Annotated in this window: 16 protein-coding genes; 5 read left to right on the top strand and 11 right to left on the bottom strand. The window is 53.0% G+C overall.

The genetic code is table 11. From position 1 onward, the window contains the following. Positions 1-67: 67 nt before the first annotated feature. From ghrB to J1781_RS07245, 10 genes are all read right to left on the bottom strand, one after another. On the bottom strand, positions 68-1,045 hold the full coding sequence (ghrB, locus tag J1781_RS07290; RefSeq protein WP_129991545.1) for a glyoxylate/hydroxypyruvate reductase GhrB: 978 nt from the start codon (positions 1,043-1,045) through the stop codon (positions 68-70). Further along, positions 1,042-2,334, bottom strand: coding sequence for an MFS transporter (locus tag J1781_RS07285; RefSeq protein WP_129954068.1), 1,293 nt, complete (start codon positions 2,332-2,334; stop codon positions 1,042-1,044). Before J1781_RS07285 ends, ghrB begins: the two co-directional genes overlap by 4 nt. A 43-nt stretch (positions 2,335-2,377) precedes the next feature. Next, positions 2,378-3,127, bottom strand: coding sequence for a sugar phosphate isomerase/epimerase family protein (locus J1781_RS07280; protein WP_217233396.1), 750 nt, complete (start codon positions 3,125-3,127; stop codon positions 2,378-2,380). A 213-nt stretch (positions 3,128-3,340) separates the two neighbouring features. Then, on the bottom strand, positions 3,341-4,375 hold the full coding sequence (locus J1781_RS07275; RefSeq protein ID WP_217138539.1) for a LacI family DNA-binding transcriptional regulator: 1,035 nt from the start codon (positions 4,373-4,375) through the stop codon (positions 3,341-3,343). A gap of 67 nt (positions 4,376-4,442) precedes the next feature. Then, positions 4,443-5,729 (bottom strand): MFS transporter, encoded by a 1,287-nt coding sequence (locus J1781_RS07270; protein WP_129954062.1) that lies wholly within the window; start codon positions 5,727-5,729, stop codon positions 4,443-4,445. A 59-nt stretch (positions 5,730-5,788) separates the two neighbouring features. Next, positions 5,789-7,915 carry an alpha-galactosidase gene (locus J1781_RS07265; protein WP_217233395.1) on the bottom strand — a complete coding sequence of 709 codons (2,127 nt, stop codon included), beginning with the start codon at positions 7,913-7,915 and terminating at the stop codon, positions 5,789-5,791. Between the two features lie 141 nt (positions 7,916-8,056). Further along, complete coding sequence (locus tag J1781_RS07260) at positions 8,057-9,064, bottom strand: LacI family DNA-binding transcriptional regulator (protein ID WP_129954058.1); 1,008 nt, start codon at positions 9,062-9,064, stop codon at positions 8,057-8,059. A 103-nt stretch (positions 9,065-9,167) separates the two neighbouring features. Further along, positions 9,168-9,830, bottom strand: coding sequence for an OmpA family lipoprotein (locus tag J1781_RS07255; RefSeq protein ID WP_129991541.1), 663 nt, complete (start codon positions 9,828-9,830; stop codon positions 9,168-9,170). Between the two features lie 221 nt (positions 9,831-10,051). After that, positions 10,052-10,495 carry an N-acetyltransferase gene (locus tag J1781_RS07250; RefSeq protein WP_129954054.1) on the bottom strand — a complete coding sequence of 148 codons (444 nt, stop codon included), beginning with the start codon at positions 10,493-10,495 and terminating at the stop codon, positions 10,052-10,054. Further along, positions 10,492-11,064, bottom strand: a complete 573-nt coding sequence (locus J1781_RS07245; RefSeq protein WP_129954052.1) for a DNA-3-methyladenine glycosylase I — start codon at positions 11,062-11,064, stop codon at positions 10,492-10,494. The genes J1781_RS07250 and J1781_RS07245 overlap by 4 nt, the downstream gene beginning before the upstream one ends. A 191-nt stretch (positions 11,065-11,255) precedes the next feature. On the opposite strand from J1781_RS07245, the gene J1781_RS07240 reads away from it, so the two are divergent. The 5 genes from J1781_RS07240 to glyS all read left to right on the top strand — a co-directional run bounded on the left by J1781_RS07240 (position 11,256) and on the right by glyS (position 17,099). Next, positions 11,256-13,262 (top strand): autotransporter outer membrane beta-barrel domain-containing protein, encoded by a 2,007-nt coding sequence (locus J1781_RS07240; protein WP_217233394.1) that lies wholly within the window; start codon positions 11,256-11,258, stop codon positions 13,260-13,262. Positions 13,263-13,337: 75 nt separating this feature from the next. Next, on the top strand, positions 13,338-13,586 hold the full coding sequence (locus J1781_RS07235; protein ID WP_129991539.1) for a type II toxin-antitoxin system Phd/YefM family antitoxin: 249 nt from the start codon (positions 13,338-13,340) through the stop codon (positions 13,584-13,586). Continuing rightward, the gene (locus J1781_RS07230) at positions 13,576-13,860 is read left to right on the top strand and encodes a type II toxin-antitoxin system RelE family toxin (RefSeq protein WP_129954049.1); all 285 of its coding nucleotides are present in this window, start codon (positions 13,576-13,578) and stop codon (positions 13,858-13,860) included. Before J1781_RS07235 ends, J1781_RS07230 begins: the two co-directional genes overlap by 11 nt. A 245-nt stretch (positions 13,861-14,105) precedes the next feature. Beyond that, positions 14,106-15,020: a glycine--tRNA ligase subunit alpha gene (glyQ, locus tag J1781_RS07225; RefSeq protein WP_014333298.1), complete on the top strand. Its 915-nt coding sequence runs from the start codon at positions 14,106-14,108 to the stop codon at positions 15,018-15,020. Positions 15,021-15,029: 9 nt separating this feature from the next. Then, complete coding sequence (gene glyS, locus J1781_RS07220; RefSeq protein WP_129954047.1) at positions 15,030-17,099, top strand: glycine--tRNA ligase subunit beta; 2,070 nt, start codon at positions 15,030-15,032, stop codon at positions 17,097-17,099. Positions 17,100-17,164: 65 nt separating this feature from the next. Here glyS and J1781_RS07215 read toward each other — a convergent pair. Beyond that, a partial coding sequence (locus J1781_RS07215) for a hypothetical protein (protein ID WP_217233393.1) occupies positions 17,165-18,120 on the bottom strand: 956 nt, incomplete at its 5' end.

Genomic DNA, 18,120 nt, shown 5'->3' with positions numbered 1-18,120 from the left:
CCCTTCGCCAACTTAACAGACCGGCCATCAGGTCATGGCCCGGGCCGGTCCGCTTCATTGCCCTCACCTATTTCTGCAGAACTTCCGGGTTAACGCAGAATTGTTTGACGTCGCCTTTCAGCGCCGCAATCAGGTTATCTACGGCACAGGCAGCCATGTCATAACGGGTTTCATGAGTTGCAGATCCGATGTGGGGCAGGGCAACCACGTTCGGCAGGCTCAGAAGCGGTGAGTCTTTTGGCAGCGGTTCCGTTTCAAATACATCCAGACCTGCGCCATAAATGGTTTTGGCTTTCAGCGCATCAATCAGTGCCGGCTCATCAATCACAGGGCCACGGCCAGCGCTAATCAAAATGGCGCTGGATTTCATTTTTGCCAGTTGCTCTTTGCCAATCAGATGGAAAGTCTGCTCCGTCATTGGCAGCAGAACACAAACGAAATCTGATGCTTCCAGCAGTTCATCCAGCTCACATTTACGGGCGCCAAAACGCTCTTCGGCTTCTTTATGTTGACTGCGCGCGTTGTACAGAATGGGCATATCGAAGCCAAAGTGGGCACGTTGTGCCAGCGCCAGGCCGATACGGCCCATGCCGACGATACCCATGGTTTTATGATGCACGTCGGTGCCGAACCAGTCTTCGCCAATGTTTTCATTCCATTCACCGGCCTTTACACGCTCGGCCACATTCACCACACGACGGGCGGTGGCAAGCACCAGCGCCATCACCGTATCGGCTACGGTATCGGTCAGCGCCGTCGGAGTATGCATCATCGGGATCTGGCGACGGGTCAGTTCTTTTACATCGAAATTATCATAACCCACTGAAATTGTTGAGACAGCCCGCAGGCGCGGCGCATGGTCAAACAATTCCTTATCCACTTTCCCGCCAGAACCCAGTAATCCTTCCGCGTTTTGCAGCGCATCAAAAACCTGAGCGCGATTTTTATCCGTGATGCCATCAAATTCAGTGATGGTGAAATGCTCTTCCAGACGCTGATGCAAATCTGCGGGTAATTTTTTATATAGAACAATAGACGGCTTCATGACTTACTCCCTTGGGTTAAGGAAACTTCTTTCGGCTGAATGTTGGCCTGTCGTGGTCTCACCAGCAGGGTCAGGCCTGCGGAAACCAGTAACGACACGGCCATGAAAATGAAGGATGCTGCCGGGCTGCCCGTATTCCCGTTGAGATAACCGACAAACCAGGAACCAAAGAACGAGCCCAGCGCACCGAGACTGTTGATTAATGCCATTGCGCCACCGGAAACATTTTTCGGCAGCATTTCAGGAATGATGGCAAAGAAGGGGCCGTACGGGGCATACATTGCCGCAGCAGCGACCACCAGTAAACTGTACGAAAGCCAGAAATTATTTGTGCCCGCGGCCCATGAACCAAAGAACGCCAGCGCGCCCACCAGCAATAACGGCCAGACAAACAACTTACGGTTTTGCATTTTGTCCGATGCCCAGGACACCAGAATCATCGCGAGCGTGGCGGCCAGATAAGGGGCGGAGGATAACCAGCCCGCTTCGACCATGCCCATTGATTTGCCGTCGCGTAAAATCGACGGCAGCCAGAGCACAAAACCATACACGCCAATGCTCCAGAAGAAATATTGCAGACAAAGCAGCACCACATTGCGCGAGCGGAAGGCTTCGCGGTAACCGCCGACCGCCTGAATATTTTTCTGCTCTTTTTCCAGTTGCGCGGCCAGCGCCTGTTTCTCCCGATCGCTCAGCCAGCTGACTTCTTCGGGTTTATCTTTGACGGTAAACCACCAGATAACCGCCCAGATAATCGCCGGAATACCTTCGAAGATAAACATCTCTCGCCAGCCAAACGATTTGATCAGATAGCCGGAAAGTACTGACATCCACAATACTGTCACCGGATTACCGAGGATCAGAAAAGTGTTGGCACGGGAACGTTCGGATTTTGTGAACCAGTTGCTGATATACACCAACATAGCGGGCATGACGGCGGCTTCAACCACGCCGAGTGCGAATCGGATCACCGCCAGCATAGGAATGTTGGTCACCACGCCGGTTAAAGAGGCAAATCCCCCCCACAACAATAAACACCAGAAAATCAGTTTCTTAACACTGCGGCGCTCAGCATAAATCGTGCCGGGGATCTGGAAGAAGAAATAACCCAGAAAAAACAGTGCCCCGAGCAGGGACGACATTCCTTTGGTGATGCCCAAATCGTCGTTGATACCGGCCGCCGAAGCAAAACTGAAGTTCGAGCGGTCAACATACGCCAGACTGTAAGTGATGAACACGACAGGCATGATGTACCACCAGCGGCGGGTGGCGATCCTGGACTGATTCATAACGCGTTCTCCTGATAGTGCATCAGCACGTTCCCGTCTCCGCTTACTGACGTAACAGTTCTACGTAATAGCGCGTCACCGCGGTCAGATCATCCCCTTCAAGCGGGAATTCGATACCGCGCGGAACATCCTGAGGCAGAATTTTTAATAAAGGTTCCCAGCTGCCGTCGCTGTCATCGAGTGCAACGGCATGCCATTTCCCGCTACGTTTTTGGGCTGCTTTGACATGCACATAACCCACGTGACGCGCCAGACGTTCAGCAGCAACCGCCGGATCCCGTCCGACCCACAGCCAGTTGGCCATGTCGAACGTCATGCTTAACGGCAGATGCAGCGACTCAGCAGCAAACATAAAGGCGTTAATGCGCGACAGAATGCCACAATCCGGTGACTGGTCATTCTCAACCACCAGTTTCACCGGGCTTGATGCCAGCACGACTTTCAACGGCGTCAGATCCTGGCCCGGCTCAAATTCGCCGAGAGAAAACTTAACTGTGCGTGCATTGAGAATCCGCGCCTCTTCAAAATATTGTGGTGCATCAGGGTTAAGCTTGCCACCTGGTGAAAACAGCGGAAAAGGCACGGAGTACACAGCAAACAATCCATGATTTTGGATTTTTTCTGCCAGCGTTGGCAGCGAATCCAGCTCTCCGGCAGAGAATAATTCGCGGCGAATTTCCACGCCGTCGGCCTTTGCATCAGCAATCACTGAAAGCAGCGCTGTCTGGCCGCCACGGGCTTTTACCACACTGTTGCCGTAGGCGGCGGTGACAATGACGATTTCTCTTTTCATGAATATTTATCCTGTAAAGCACCCGGTAAAACCGGTGCAGACAATCATTTCCGAAACCTCATTTTAGTGGAACAAATGACAGGTCGAGCTGTTGTTAACGTTTTGTTTCGTTTTATACAACCTAATTGGAACCGGTTCCAATCGACAGAACAAAAGCGCAAAAATATGATCCCGCTCACGAAGAACGGACAGGTAGCGGGAGAAGAAAAGGGATCAGCGCGCGGCTGTTGAACCACGCACAACCAGCTCACCGGAAAATTCCAGCTCAGCCACAGGGTCAGAATTGCCCTGAATCCGGGTCACCAGCTGTCTGAGTGCCGCAACACCCATATCATAGGTGGGTTGCCTGAGCGTGGTGATGCCCACGCCCGCCAGATCAGCCCAGACCAGCTCATCGAAACCGGATAAACCGATGTCGGGTCCCCAGCGGATATTCAGCCTCTGCATAGCACGCGCGACCTGTAGCGTCAGTGCACCATTCACGCACATCACGGCTTTGTGTTTATCCGCATGCCTTGCCACAAAATCTTTCAACAGATTATCGAGCCCTTCGGTATTGTTCAGCTCAATTTCGCCCTGTTCAGCAATGTTCTGCGGGTATTGCTGCATACATTTCAGGAAGGCGTGTAAGCGGTCAAAACGGGTATTAATGGTGGCAGGTTCACTGATAAAAAGCAGGGCTTCGAAACCCTGCTTCAGGAGATGACCGGTCATCATCTGTGTGGCTTCAATGTTGTTCAACCCGATGACATCGCAGGCGAAATTCGCGACTTTGCGGTCAATCAGGACCATCGGTAAATTAGCCTGTTGCAGCGTGGAAATTGCCGCCTCGCGCATCCCGACGGCATTCACCACGATACCATCGACGCGATAGCTGCTGAGCAATTGCAGGTAATGCTTTTCCTGATCCAGCTCATTATTGGTGTTACACACCAGCAGAGTCAGGCCCTCCTGACGACAGGCGGCTTCGACGCCACGCATCACTTCAACCGAATACGGGTTAGTAATATCTGCAAGGATAAGCCCCACCAGGCGCGTTTGCCCGCTTTTCAGGCTGCGGGCCATCTGGCTGGGCTGATAATCCAGCAGGGAGATTGCCCGTCCGATACGCTCTTTCAGCGCATCAGACAGCAGGTGTTTTTCGCCGTTGAGATAACGCGACACGCTGGTTTTGCCGGTTTTGGCAGCACTGGCGACATCACGTATCGTGGCGCGGACCGTCACGCCCGGTTCCTGTTTTTTACTCACAGCCTTTCTCCCCTCATGCTTATCCCACGGAGACTAGCACAGAGTGCCGAAAGGCTGCACCCGCCAGTCAGCGCAAACTTTCTGCCGTGTGTATTGGCGGCGTGGCTTCTGCCTTTGGCCGGCTGCTCAGGGTAAATGCCGAAATGATCGTGACCCCGAAGGCGATACCGCCGAGGATCAGATAAGTATCGCTGAATCCTATCCGGTCATACAAATTCCCCGCGAAGGCCGAAAGGAAAATCGCCGCCAGCTGTTTGGCAAAGTTAAAGCCGATCAGATAAAGGGTCGCGGAGAACCGGACATCAAAAATCTGTGTGATGTATTTGAATACGCCAACCAGCAGGAATGGCACTTCCAGCGCGTGCAGCATCTTCAGTAAAATCACTTCGATTGCCGTGGTGGCAAACGACGAACCGACAATGCGGATAGACATAATCGTACCCGCCAGCAGTAAGGTGTTTTTTGCGCCGATACGGTTAATGATCCACGGTGAACAGAACATAATCAGTGCGTTACACAGCTCGCCTGCCGTGGTGACATAGCCGAACATTTCGGTGCCCTGCTGCGGGGAAGCGAAGAAGGTTTTGAAGAAGGTGGCGAATTGTTGATCGAATACGTCATAGACACAGGCCACGCCAACCACATATAAAATCAGCATCCACAGCTTGCGTTCTTTCAGCAATAAAGCTGCCGTTTTCAGCGAGAATTGCGACTGATTGGCGCCAAGTTTATTCAAAACCAGCGCGTTTTTGTTTTCCTGCGGACGGGCAATCAACAGCAGAATCATCAGGATCACCGCTGCGCCGGAACCCATCCAGAACACAATATCCGGGTTGATGTTAAACAGCACGCCTGCCGTTGAAGCACAAATCCCCCAGCCGAAACAGCCGAACATCCGCGCCTTGCCGTATTCAAACGAACTGTTGCGGCTGACCCTTTCGATATAGGCCTCGGTTGCACCTGATCCGCCCGCAAACACGAAACCGATATAGGCGCCGCCGAGTATCGCGCCGAGCACGATATTCAGTTTTAACAAGGGCGCGAAAACGTAAATAAAGAACGGCGCGAACAGAAACAGCAGTACGGCGATGATCCACAGAAGGTGTTTCTTCAGGCCGAGCTTGTCAGAAATGATGCCGAAAACCGGCTGAAACAGAATGGCAAACAAAGACATGCTGGAAAACACAATGCCGGTTTCCGTTTTACTCAGGCCGATAATGTCAGAAAGCCAGATGGGTAAAAACGGATAACAGGTCGCCATGATGAAAAAATAGAGGAAGAAATAGCTGCCAAATATCCAGAAATTAGTATTGTTTTTATAGAAGCAACGATCGGAGGTTTGTGTAGGGGTCATAGTGATTTCCTTGCCGAAACCATGAAAACCGGCACTGTCGTACCGGCGTATTTTTGTTGTTATCGGACTTCTTCGAAGCCCAGAAGCAGGGCACTTTCAGGATCCAGCACCGGCAGCGTCAGCCCGGCATTTGCCAGCCATTCGCCGCTCAATACCGGAGATTCATGCAGCCACGCCGGTTGCGCACGCATGGTGTGACCGCTGCCGCCGCCTGCCAGCAATGGCGGTTCGTCCAGCACCGTCACGCGATAACGTGCGGCGGGTTTCAGCCCCGGCACGCGCAAGGCACCAGGCAATGACCAGGTGGGCATCGCCAGCTGGCTGATCAGGAATACGGCGTGATCGGCGTTTTGACTGACCACTCCGTTAATCAGCACCGTCTTGTCATGGGTATCCACCCGATACACGTTTCCGCTGTGCAATAACGGCCGAAGCTGCTGATGAAGCCGGGTGTATTTCGCGAAACCTGCGCGTTCGGCCTCACCTTCTTTCACCGGATCCAGCTCAATACCCATGTGTCCGAACAGCGCCGTCAGTCCGCGAAATTCAATGCTGTGCTGGCGCGAGGTGGCGTGGCACAGTTTGTTGCCGATATGTGCTCCCATGACTTCCGGTGGGAAAAAATAGCTCATACCGCGCTGGATTTTCTGCCGTTCCAGCGCGTCATTATTGTCGGAAGTCCAGAAACGGTGGCTGCGTTTAAGCACTTCATAATCAATGCGGCCACCGCCGGATGCGCAGGATTCAAACTCAATGTGCGGGAAGCGTTCGCCCAGTACATCCAGCAGATGGTAAAATTGCTGCGTCTGTGTTGTCAGCGCCGCGCGGCCTTCATGCCCCGGCTGCACAATTTCGCGGTTCATGTCCCATTTCACATAATCCACATCGTGCTCACCGAGCAGCCAGCTCATGCGTTCCAACAGATAGTCAAAGACCTGCCGGTTGTTCAGATCAAGCACATACTGATGTCGTCCGCTGGGTTGCGGATAGCCGGGTAATGCCAGTAGCCAGTCAGGATGCGCACGGTATAAATCGGAATCCGGGTTAATCATTTCCGGCTCGACCCAGATACCAAATTCCATGCCGAGTTTTTTGACATGGTCGATCACCGGTTTCAGGCCGTGCGGGTACTTTTTCTCGTCGAGATACCAGTCACCCAGGGCCGCACGGTCATGATCACGTCCCCGGAACCAGCCGTCGTCGATAATGAAGCGTTCAACGCCTAACGCCGCTGATTCGGTGGCCATCTGCATGATGTAGTCAGGATCATGTTTGAAATAAATCCCTTCCCAGGTATTAAGGTGTACAGGCCGTGGTTTTTGATCCGGGAAGCGCAGAATCTGTTCGCGCACAAAGCGGTGGAATTGCTGGCTCATGCCATTCAGGCCAGTCCTGGAAAAGCCGGCATACAGCCACGGGGTTTCCAGCGTTTCGCCTTGTTCCAGTTTTTGCTCACCCGGAAAATACAGTGCTTCGGCTTGCACCAGACGGCGACCGTCGACTTTAATGTCAGCGCGCAGCCTGTGGTTGCCACTCCAGCCCAGATGCATTCCCCAGACCTCACCCTGTTCTTCGCTGAAAGCCGGATGACCGATCATCATTGCCGGGAAATATTCGGAGGAGGTTTTCCCCCGGCGGTTTTCCTGAATGATGCCGCCGTGATCGAGCAGGGTACGGTGTGGCTGAAATTCCCTGATCCAGCGGCCATGAAAAGCCATCACTTCGGCGGCACGTTCCGGCAGCGGCAGCGTGACGGCCAGTCGCGTCACCTGATAGGCGCCGGGTTTAAGATTGGTCAGGGCATTGCGCGTCTGCAAAATGCCGCTGTCATCCAGACGCAATTCGCTGCGAAATTGCAGGCCGGCGATGGGATCTTCAGTGAGGAGAATCAGCTGATTGCCGTCGTGCTCCACCTGCGTGGTATTAAACACCGGTGACCAGTCCAGCCCGTCGCGATGGCCTTCCATGCCCGGCGCACCAAAGGAACCACGTCCGGTATCTGCGCTGACATTCACCGGCGCTTCCACATCAATCCGGCCATTGGGCACCGCGCGGCTCAGGGAAATGATGTCATCGGCTGAAAACTGGCTGAGGCGGTTACCCCAGTAAAGGATTTCGGCGAACGGGGTGCAGCGGACGATCAGGCTGGTGTGCGCGGCGGTTAAATGGACGAACTGGTTTTCCATAGTTTCACGACTCCGTCAGAAAAATTGTGTCTGCAAAAAAGCGGGTTAGTCGGATTACTATGGATCCGAAACGTTTCGGATGGGAAATGTGTAGCGTCAGATTTGTGATATAGGGTGGAAAAATAATCGAAAGGGGAAGTATCAGCGTGGTGGATGTGCGGTAACGCCCGCCTGTAATTCCGGCTGCCACAGAACCTGTAAATCCTTCAGCGGTTCATTGCGGATAAGCGACATTGTCATATTAGCGATTTGCAGCCCCACCGCTTCGCGGGTGCCCTGACGGACGGCGGTCACTGCCACATCCGGCACGCTGTCGTACGGCAATCCGTCAAAGATAATCAGCGACACACCGCCGCTGAGCAACAAACCGGCTTCATGCAACGCCAGTGCTGCGCCTTCACCGTGCATATTGCAGTCGCAGACAATTGCCGTAGGCGGCACCGGTAATGCCAGCATTGCCTGCGTGGCCTGATAACCGGCCCGACGGCTTGGATTGATTTTATGCATATAGCCGGTGTTCACCGGCAGCGCGTTTATCCGCAACCCGTCAAGATATCCCTGATAGCGCTGGCCGATAAAAGATTGCTGATTATTTTCGCCGAGAAACGCGATGCGCCGATGGCCGAGCGCGGCGAGGTGATCCACCGCCATCTGCATACCGGCGCGGTTATCGAAATCGAACCAGGCATAATCCTGTGTCAGACACCCGCTGCGGCCGAGGGCCAGAAACGGGAAATTACGTTGCTGCAAATCCAGCAGCCGGGGATCGTTGTCAAGTGTATGCGCTACCAGCATCGCATCGACGCGTTTGCTTTCAATCAGACGCTGCCACGAAAACGTGCCCAGTTCGTCCGGCACCAGTAACAGATCGATTTCATGTTTGGCCAGCTCACGCGTGATACAACCGACCATTTCGATAAACGCAGAATTACTTAAAGGATGGGAACTGAAGGGGAAAATGAGGCCAACGGCGTCGATCTTACCCATTTTTAAGCGGCGGGCGAGGGTGTTAGGACGATATCCGCGCGCATTTGCCGCCGCCTGAACCCGGGCTTTGGTCTCTGCTGAAACGTCGTCGTAACCGTTCAGCGCACGGCTGACTGTGGTTACGGAAATACCGAGATCTTTCGCGATTGCTTTCAGAGACATACTGACACCCGTAACGCAGTTTGGAAGGCACGTTGCGGGAGAATATCATAAGCCAAACAAAACGGGGCCATTTGGCCCCGTGATGACTGAGAGTCTGCAAACTTTATTGCAACGGGCTCAGCGTGATTTCTACACGACGGTTTTGCGCTTTGCCGGCTTCGGTACTGTTGCTGGCGATCGGATTATCCGGGCCTGCGCCGGTGGTGTGTACGCGGCTGCCTTCAACGCCCTGGGTGATCAGTGCGCTGCCCACGCCGTCAGCACGTTGCTGCGACAGTTTCATGTTGAGTGCGCGGGTACCGGTGCTGTCGGTGTAACCGATCACGTTAACCGCGGTTTTCGGATACTCTTTCAGTACCATCGCCACGCCGGTCAGCGTATTTGCGCCTGCCGGTTTCAGCGTACTGCTGTTGGTGTCGAAGGTGACATTATTCGGCATATTCAGCACGATATTGTCGCCCTGACGCGTCACGCTGACGCCAGTGCCTTTCATTTTATCTCGCAGTTTAGCTTCCTGCACATCCATGTAATAACCTGCACCGCCACCCAGTGCGGCACCCGCTGCGGCACCGATCAGGGCGCCTTTGCCGCGATCATGTTTAGAGGAAGACAGCATCCCGACACCGGCGCCAAGCGCGGCACCAAGACCTGCGCCAATGCCGGATTTCCCTGCTTCTGATTCGCCGGTGTAAGGGTTAGTGGTACAGGCTGACAGGCCCAGGGTGACGCAAAGTACGCCCGCAACCACAAGTAATCTTTTGCTCATCTTATTTCCTTCAGGATGTTTATTATTTAGAACTTTACCGCTGCATTATGACTACCTGCTTTCCAACAAGTTGCACAAAAAAAGGTGTCAAAACATAAACAAATGCAACGGGAGGACATCAGTCCTGCGGCGTTCCGGCGCTCTTTATGCGCAATTTTGGCAGGTTAAGCAGTAGGAGAATTCCGGATATCCGTTTTTGTATTTTTTCGTATTTTAGGAACTTATTCTGAAAGGGGACAATACCAGCGCAGAATATACGTTGGCAGATCAGTCCCGGGATGGCGGGTGTTGGCAGTTATCTCAAAATTTTCCTTACGGTAGAACGAGACGGCGCGATGATTCTGCTGGTAAACCTCCAGTAACAGCACCGGATATGCCTCTTTTGCCGCCGCCATCAGACGCCGGGCGGTGCCATCTCCGTAGTGTGAGGCTTCGACAAACAGTGCGCCGATAAACTGCTGATTCAGCACACTGATGAAGCCGCAAACCTGATCATTTTCGTCGCAATCAACCCAGGTTCTGGCTTTGGGCAGAAAATCTTCCCTGACCATTTGCAGGCTTTCAATCCAGTAGGACTCGGCGATAAATGCGTGGGAAAGCAATGAACTGCGCAGCCAGAGCATCAGAATGGCTTCGGTATCGGCGGGCCGCGCAGCGCGGATCATGACGGCTGATTCGCAGGGTGGCAGAAGCAATAGGACTGATGATCGTTCACCAGCCCTGCCGCCTGCATAAAGGCATAACAAATTGTCGGGCCGGTAAACTTAAAGCCTTTCTTTTTCAGTGCCCTGGACATGGCGTCTGACACGGCGGTGGTGGCCGGAATACCTTCCGGGCCCAGCGGATTATTGATGACCGGTTGGCCGCCAACAAAATTCCAGATGAATTCAGAGAAGTCTTCACCATTGGCCTGCATCGCCAGATACGCCTGTGCGTTGACGATAATGGCTTTGATTTTGCCGCGATGGCGGATGATGCCGGCGTCGAGCACCAACTGCTCGACGTCATCATCGGTCATTTTTGCAATGCGTACCGGGTCAAAGTGATGGAAATTCTGGCGATAGTTGTCGCGCTTTCTCAGCACGGTGATCCACGACAGCCCGGCCTGCTGACCTTCCAGACACAACATTTCAAACAATTCACGGCCGTCTTTCACCGGCACGCCCCATTCTTTGTCGTGATACTCGAGGTAAATCGGTTCTTTCGAAACCCAGCTGCATCGGGTGGTTGCCATTCTGTCGTCCTTATAAGGGGCCTAAATGTGTGGCGTCAGTGTGTGGCTTCTCGGATAACTCTGCAACGTCGCAATTTCTAAACTCCCGCCTTGACGCTGGTCGGATCTGAACAATATTTAAAGCCAATCATTACGCAATCCTTACGTTTAATCCTTGCGTTGAACGCCATTATTTTAGGGAAATTACCGTTATGGCAGACAGAAATACATCCATTTTACGACTCTCCCGGGGGGCACTCGCGGTAGCGCTGTGTCTCGGCTTACAGATGCCCGCGCAGGCGTTTGATCAGCTTTATGTTTTTGGTGACAGCCTGAGCGACACGGGTAACATCGGCCGCTGGACCTTCGACAGCAGTTCCCATCAGCTCTATGACGAGATCCTGGCGAACAATATCGGCACCACGTTAACCCCGTCTTCAAAAGGGGGTCTGAACTATGCCGAAGGCGGTGGCGTGGCGGTGCCGGGGCTGGATTCCGATTACACCACCCAGGATCAGGTGAAAAGCTATCTGGCTTCGACCGGCGGTAAAGCCGATCCTAACGGCCTGTATCTTCACTGGATTGGCGGCAATGATCTGGCGGCGGCAGCGCTCAGCCTGAACCCGGTCACCGCGGCAGAGATTGCGACGAACAGCGCGACGCAGGCTGCCTCACAGGTGAATGATTTACTCAAAGCCGGTGCCGGCACAGTGGTGGTACCGACGGTGCCAAACATTGGCCTGACACCTGTGCTGATGGAAGGTATTGTTCAGGTCGGACTGCTGCCGGTGCAGCAACAGGCGCTGGAAGCCGCATACCAGTATCTGAATGCGCAAAACACGCCAAACGCTGACGCCCGCACCGGGGCTATTCATAGTGCGCTGGCGGCCGCTGCGGCAGAAGGTTCGAATATTCCGCTGGTGCAAGACATTCTTGCTAAAGGACTGGCAGCGGCTTACGACGCGCTGAAAGACGTGGCGGGCGGGCTGACCGATACCTATAACACCACCGAAGATATCGCACTGGCCAGAACCGGCGGCAACATTGTGCGTGTGGATATCAACGGACTGTTCAACGAAGTGGTGGCTGATCCGGCGTTGTACGGTTTCGCCAATACCGCCGGAACGGCCTGCCCGGTCGGCACATCAGCCTCGGAATGCACCTCGAATTTGCCGGGTTTCGACAGCAGCAAAGCCTTCCTGTTTTCTGACCATTTCCACCCGACCCCGCAGGCTCACGCGCTGATGGCTCAGTATATGCAGTCGGTTATCGATGGTCCGCTCGAAGCCTCCGCACTGAGTCAGGGATCGCTGTCGCTGGCACGAAATACTCAGGGATTGCTCGACAGCCGTTATCAGCAACTGCGCACCCAGGATAACGACGCCGGGACATTCGGCATGTTCGGCGGTTATGCCGGACAAAGTGCGGACAGTAAATTCAGCCCGTCGATGGGGTTGGGTGATGGCGATCTGACGTCTCACTCGCTGAATATCGGCATGGATTATCAGATGACCGATCGCTGGATGATGGGGCTGATGATTTCCGGTTCCGATGATAAGGATGATCCGACCGATCATTACAGCTACCGCACGCGCGGCTGGATGGCGACCGCATTCACCGGTATCAAAATCGCCGAAAATGGCTGGATCAACGGGGACGTGCATTACGGCTCGCTTAATTATGACGACATCAAACGCCGCATTACACTCGGGCCCGCCACCCGTACCGAGCGTGGCGAAACGGATGGCAAACAGATCGGCGGGCGCGTTACGGCGGGCTGGGATTTCCCGGTTTTGCCGGTGCTGAAAACCGGGCCGGTGGCGCAATATAGCTGGGATTACAGCAGCGTCGACGGCTACAGCGAGAAGGGTAACAACAGCACATCAATGCGTTTTGGTGATCAGACTTCCCATTCACAAGTCGGTGCGCTCGGCTGGCGTGTCAATGCCGAACTCGGCATCGTCAATCCGTATGCGCAGGTCACGTATGACCGCCAGTTTGGGGATAATACTTACACCACCACCGGCGCGATTAAATCCACCCGCACCCGGTTCAGCCGTACCACCGGCGAGCAGGATGACGACTGGGTGGATATGACGGCGGGCTTAAACGTGCAAATCACCCACAGCATTTCAGCCTTTGCCGCTATCTCACAAACTACCGGACTGGATTCCGGCGAACAAACCTCCTACAACGCCGGGCTGAGCGCACGGTTTTAAAACATATCTTTAAGAGTGCTTTAAAAGGTGTCTTTAAAAGCTATACTGATGGCATAACATGAAAGGAGAAAAACGATGCCATTTGAAATACTCACTTCCTCAGCTGCAAGTATCACTGAGCTAAAACGTGACCCGATGGGAACGTTTAGCGCAGGTGAGGGCGAAGCGGTGGCCATCCTTAACCGTAACGAGCCCGCTTTTTATTGTGTTCCACCCGATGTTTACGCCTATTTTCTGAGTCTTGCAGAAGACGTCGAATTGAACCGCATAATGGATGCGCGGCAGGGTGAAGAAAGGATAGGGCTGACACTGGATGACCTATAAACTCAACTTTTTCAAATCAGCTTTAAAAGAATGGAAAGCACTTGCCCCAACGATCAAGGAACAATTTAAAAAGAAACTGGCTGAGCGGCTGGAGAATCCCCACGTGGCTTCTGCCCGCTTATGCGGCCCTAAAAACAACCGCTATAAAATCAAATTAAAGAGTCTTGGTTACCGGCTGGTTTATCAGGTAGAGGAGCAGGAAATCGTGGTGACCGTTGTCGCCGTGGGTAAACGCGAAGGCAACGAAGCGTACAAACTGGCTGAGAAGCGGTAAATACTTGCGTCTCCAAAGCCAATCCGGCAGAACGGATGTGTCATTCTGGCTGATTATCTTCCGTTCAGCGGGTATACTGTCGCACTCTCTAATACACGTCATATTTCAAGTTGCAGATGCGTTGACTGCGCTCGCTCACCCCGGTCACTTAGTTATCTAAGCTCCCGGGGATTCACGAGCTTGTCGCCTTCCTGCAACTCGAAGTATTTTGTGTATACACCCACTTTCTCGCGTGCGAAACCAACATGCAAAAGTTTGATACCAAGACATTTCAGGGCCTGATCCTGACACTGCAGGATTATTGGGCGCAGCAGGGCTGCACCATTGTTCAACCACTGGATATGGAAGTCGGCGCGGGCACCTCGCACCCGATGACCAGCCTGCGCGCACTCGGCCCTGAGCCTTTTGCGGCAGCCTATGTTCAGCCATCACGCCGTCCGACTGACGGTCGCTACGGCGAAAACCCGAACCGCCTGCAGCACTATTATCAGTTCCAGGTGATGATCAAACCTTCACCGGAAAACATTCAGGAGCTGTACCTCGGCTCGCTGAAAGAGCTGGGCCTCGACCCGCTGATCCACGATATTCGCTTTGTTGAAGACAACTGGGAAAACCCGACGCTCGGTGCCTGGGGCCTCGGCTGGGAAGTGTGGCTGAACGGCATGGAAGTGACACAGTTCACTTACTTCCAGCAGGTCGGTGGCCTGGAATGTAAACCGGTGACCGGTGAAATCACTTACGGTCTGGAACGTCTGGCGATGTATATCCAGGGCGTGGACAGCGTTTACGATCTGGTGTGGAGCAACGGTCCGCTGGGCAAAACGACGTACGGTGACGTGTTCCATCAGAATGAAGTAGAACAATCTACTTACAACTTCGAATACGCCGATGTTGATTTCCTCTTCACCTGTTTTGAACAGCACGAGAAAGAAGCGCAAACCCTGCTGGCTCTCGAAAAGCCACTGGCGCTGCCTGCTTACGAGCGCATCCTGAAAGCGGCACATTGCTTCAACCTGCTTGACGCCCGTAAAGCGATTTCTGTGACTGAACGTCAGCGCTACATTCTGCGCATCCGTACCCTGACTAAAGCGGTAGCTGAGGCGTATTACGCTTCCCGCGAAGTGCTGGGCTTCCCGATGTGCAAAAAGAACGAGAAGTGAGATAAGTCCATGACTGAAAAAACATTTCTGGTGGAAATCGGCACGGAAGAACTGCCACCGAAGGCTCTGCGCAGCCTTGCTGAATCATTTGCGGCCAACCTGACTGCGGAGCTGGATGCGGCGAATCTGCCACACGGCGATGTAAAATGGTTTGCAGCACCGCGCCGTCTGGCGCTGAAAGTCTCCGGACTGCACGAATCACAGGCTGACCGCGAAGTTGAAAAACGCGGTCCGGCTGTGGCGCAGGCGTTTGATGCTGAAGGCAAACCGGGCAAAGCCGCTGAAGGCTGGGCTCGCGGTTGCGGTATCACGGTGGATCAGGCCGATCGTCTGGTCACTGACAAAGGTGAATGGCTGGTTTACCGTGCGCACGTCAAAGGCGAAAGCGCGCAACAGCTGCTGCCTGCGATGATTGCAACTTCATTGTCCAAATTGCCGATCCCTAAACTGATGCGCTGGGGCGATTCCGACGTGCAGTTCGTGCGTCCGGTGCATACCGTCACCCTATTGTTAGGCGATGAACTGATCCCGGCGAAAATCCTCGGTATTGATTCCGCCCGCACTATTCGCGGTCACCGCTTCATGGGTGAGCCGGAGTTCACGATTGATAATGCCGATCAGTATCCGCAAATTCTGCTGGAACGCGGCAAAGTCATTGCTGATTACGAAGAGCGTAAAGCACTGATCAAACGTGATGCTGAAAAAGCAGCGAAAGAGATTGGCGGTATCGCTGATCTGAGCGAAAGCCTGCTGGAAGAAGTCGCATCTCTGGTGGAATGGCCGGTGGTACTGACGGCTAAATTCGAAGAGAAATTCCTGGCGGTGCCGGCAGAAGCGCTGGTTTACACCATGAAAGGTGACCAGAAGTATTTCCCGGTGTATGACGCCGCAGGTAAACTTCTGCCGAACTTCATCTTCGTGGCTAACATCGAATCGAAAGATCCGCAGCAAATCATCTCCGGTAACGAGAAGGTGGTGCGCCCGCGCCTGGCTGATGCCGAGTTTTTCTTCAATACTGACCGTAAAAAACGTCTCGAAGACAACCTGCCGCGTCTGGAAACCGTACTGTTCCAGAAACAGCTGGGGACGCTGCGCGACAAAACCGACCGTATTCAGGCGCTGTCTGGCTGGATCGCTGAGAAAATCGGTGCCAACGTTGAGAACGCAAAACGCGCCGGTCTGCTGTCAAAATGCGACCTGATGACCAACATGGTCTTCGAGTTCACCGACACGCAGGGCGTGATGGGCATGCACTATGCACGTCACGACGGCGAGCAGGAAGAAGTCGCCGTTGCGCTGAACGAACAGTATCAGCCACGCTTTGCGGGCGACGAATTACCGGCTTCGCAGGTGGCATGCGCGCTGGCTATCGCTGACAAGATGGACACTCTGGCCGGTATCTTTGGTATCGGTCAACATCCGAAAGGCGACAAAGACCCGTTCGCGCTGCGTCGTGCCGCGCTGGGCGTTCTGCGTATTCTTGTTGAAAAAAACCTGTCGCTCGATCTGCAAACCCTGACTGAAGAAGCGGTGCGTCTGTATGGCGACAAGCTGACCAACACCAGGGTTGTTGATGATGTGGTTGATTTTATGCTCGGGCGTTTCCGTGCGTGGTATCAGGAAGAAGGTCATGCGGTCGATACTATTCAGGCTGTGCTGGCACGCCGTCCGACCAAACCGGCTGATTTCGATGCCCGTGTGAAAGCGGTGAGTTACTTCCGTACGCTGGACGAAGCGGCAACGCTGGCTGCGGCCAACAAGCGTGTCTCCAACATTCTGGCCAAATCCACGGATGTCCTGTTCGATCACGTCCACGCATCGGTGCTGAAAGAACCTGCTGAGCTGAAACTGGCAACGCATCTGGTGGTGTTGCGCGACAAACTGGAACCGCTGTTTGCGGCTGGTCAGTACAAAGAAGCGCTGGTGGAGCTGGCTGCATTGCGTGAAACCGTCGATACGTTCTTTGACACCGTCATGGTGATGGACGAGAACGAAGCGGTGCGTATCAACCGTCTGACACTGCTGTCCAAACTGCGTGAGCTGTTCCTGCAGGTCGCGGATATTTCGCTGCTTCAGTAAGGGTAGTTCGGTAATGAAAAAGCCAGTTCAAAATCGTATTTGAACTGGCTTTTTGTTTTCTGATCTTAATAAGGCATTTCTTTATTATTGTTGCCTACGGTGACTTCTTGGAGGCTGATGTGATACATGCCGGAGCTGTCTTCGCTGACTTCCTTAACGCTAAATTTTGCCAGACGGGTAAAAACGAATTCATTTTCTGAAGGATCTGCATACTCCCCGCTCATCCTCACGCAGGAGAACCCGGATATTTTGAAGAGTACCTTAACACCACCTCTGGCGAATTTTTCAGCAACGGATCGGGTGCCGGAAGTGGAGAAAAATGACGTCGGGCTTACGGTGGTGCCATTGTCCATATAACTTTGAAACTGGCTAATTGCCAATTTGGAATTCAGATCCTGTCCACGATAATAAGTCCCCTTAACTCCTTTAGGTTGATACATAAATTTTTCCATCTTACACAGTGTGGCGTAAGACATTTTTTTGCAATAGAACTTAATTTTGTCTCTTTCTTCTTTCAGGCTTCGGTGTTCAATATCGTGATTGAATTTACGCATGCCTTCGATCACATCATTTGCACTGAGGTGGGGATCTCTTTTTGCGCGAAGGGCTTTGTTAATCTCGCTGGATCCTCTGTTACTTGAATAAATACAGGAAAGAGTTTTATATCCAAGGAACAGTTCTTTCATTTTTAAATAGGCAGGGTTATCGGAAATAGATCTGGCTACTGATGATAAACTCATTAATGCAAGTGTATATTTTGAGCCGAATTTCTTTATTTCTTCATGAAGCTGATCAAGTTGTGTGCTGAAATGGCGGAAATCATCTATTTTTTCATTAATAGTATGTGCGTCATTGAGTGTGAAATTTTCGCCTGCAGGTTTTATATCGTAACAAGATAAAGCATAATTCAATGCCTGAGTTTCTCTCTCATAACGCCCCTGGTAAAAGAGTTTTTTTAACCCGCTTTTAGGTTGACTTGCTTTAATTTTTTGACCTTTTAATCGTAATTCTGCATTTTTAT

Source organism: Rahnella perminowiae (assembly GCF_019049695.1).
GTDB lineage: Bacteria > Pseudomonadota > Gammaproteobacteria > Enterobacterales > Enterobacteriaceae > Rahnella > Rahnella perminowiae.
This window is presented reverse-complemented; position numbering and strand designations above follow the sequence as displayed.

Excerpts from the sequence above, each read along its gene's own strand:
- ghrB (WP_129991545.1), bottom strand. The coding sequence starts at position 1,045 with ATGAAGCCGTCTATTGTTCTATATAAAAAATTACCCGCAGATTTGCAT.
- J1781_RS07285 (WP_129954068.1), bottom strand. The coding sequence starts at position 2,334 with ATGAATCAGTCCAGGATCGCCACCCGCCGCTGGTGGTACATCATGCCT.
- J1781_RS07280 (WP_217233396.1), bottom strand. The coding sequence starts at position 3,127 with ATGAAAAGAGAAATCGTCATTGTCACCGCCGCCTACGGCAACAGTGTG.
- J1781_RS07270 (WP_129954062.1), bottom strand. The coding sequence starts at position 5,729 with ATGACCCCTACACAAACCTCCGATCGTTGCTTCTATAAAAACAATACT.
- J1781_RS07265 (WP_217233395.1), bottom strand. The coding sequence starts at position 7,915 with ATGGAAAACCAGTTCGTCCATTTAACCGCCGCGCACACCAGCCTGATC.
- J1781_RS07260 (WP_129954058.1), bottom strand. The coding sequence starts at position 9,064 with ATGTCTCTGAAAGCAATCGCGAAAGATCTCGGTATTTCCGTAACCACA.
- J1781_RS07255 (WP_129991541.1), bottom strand. The coding sequence starts at position 9,830 with ATGAGCAAAAGATTACTTGTGGTTGCGGGCGTACTTTGCGTCACCCTG.
- J1781_RS07250 (WP_129954054.1), bottom strand. The coding sequence starts at position 10,495 with ATGATCCGCGCTGCGCGGCCCGCCGATACCGAAGCCATTCTGATGCTC.
- J1781_RS07245 (WP_129954052.1), bottom strand. The coding sequence starts at position 11,064 with ATGGCAACCACCCGATGCAGCTGGGTTTCGAAAGAACCGATTTACCTC.
- J1781_RS07240 (WP_217233394.1), top strand. The coding sequence starts at position 11,256 with ATGGCAGACAGAAATACATCCATTTTACGACTCTCCCGGGGGGCACTC.
- J1781_RS07235 (WP_129991539.1), top strand. The coding sequence starts at position 13,338 with ATGCCATTTGAAATACTCACTTCCTCAGCTGCAAGTATCACTGAGCTA.
- J1781_RS07230 (WP_129954049.1), top strand. The coding sequence starts at position 13,576 with ATGACCTATAAACTCAACTTTTTCAAATCAGCTTTAAAAGAATGGAAA.
- glyQ (WP_014333298.1), top strand. The coding sequence starts at position 14,106 with ATGCAAAAGTTTGATACCAAGACATTTCAGGGCCTGATCCTGACACTG.
- glyS (WP_129954047.1), top strand. The coding sequence starts at position 15,030 with ATGACTGAAAAAACATTTCTGGTGGAAATCGGCACGGAAGAACTGCCA.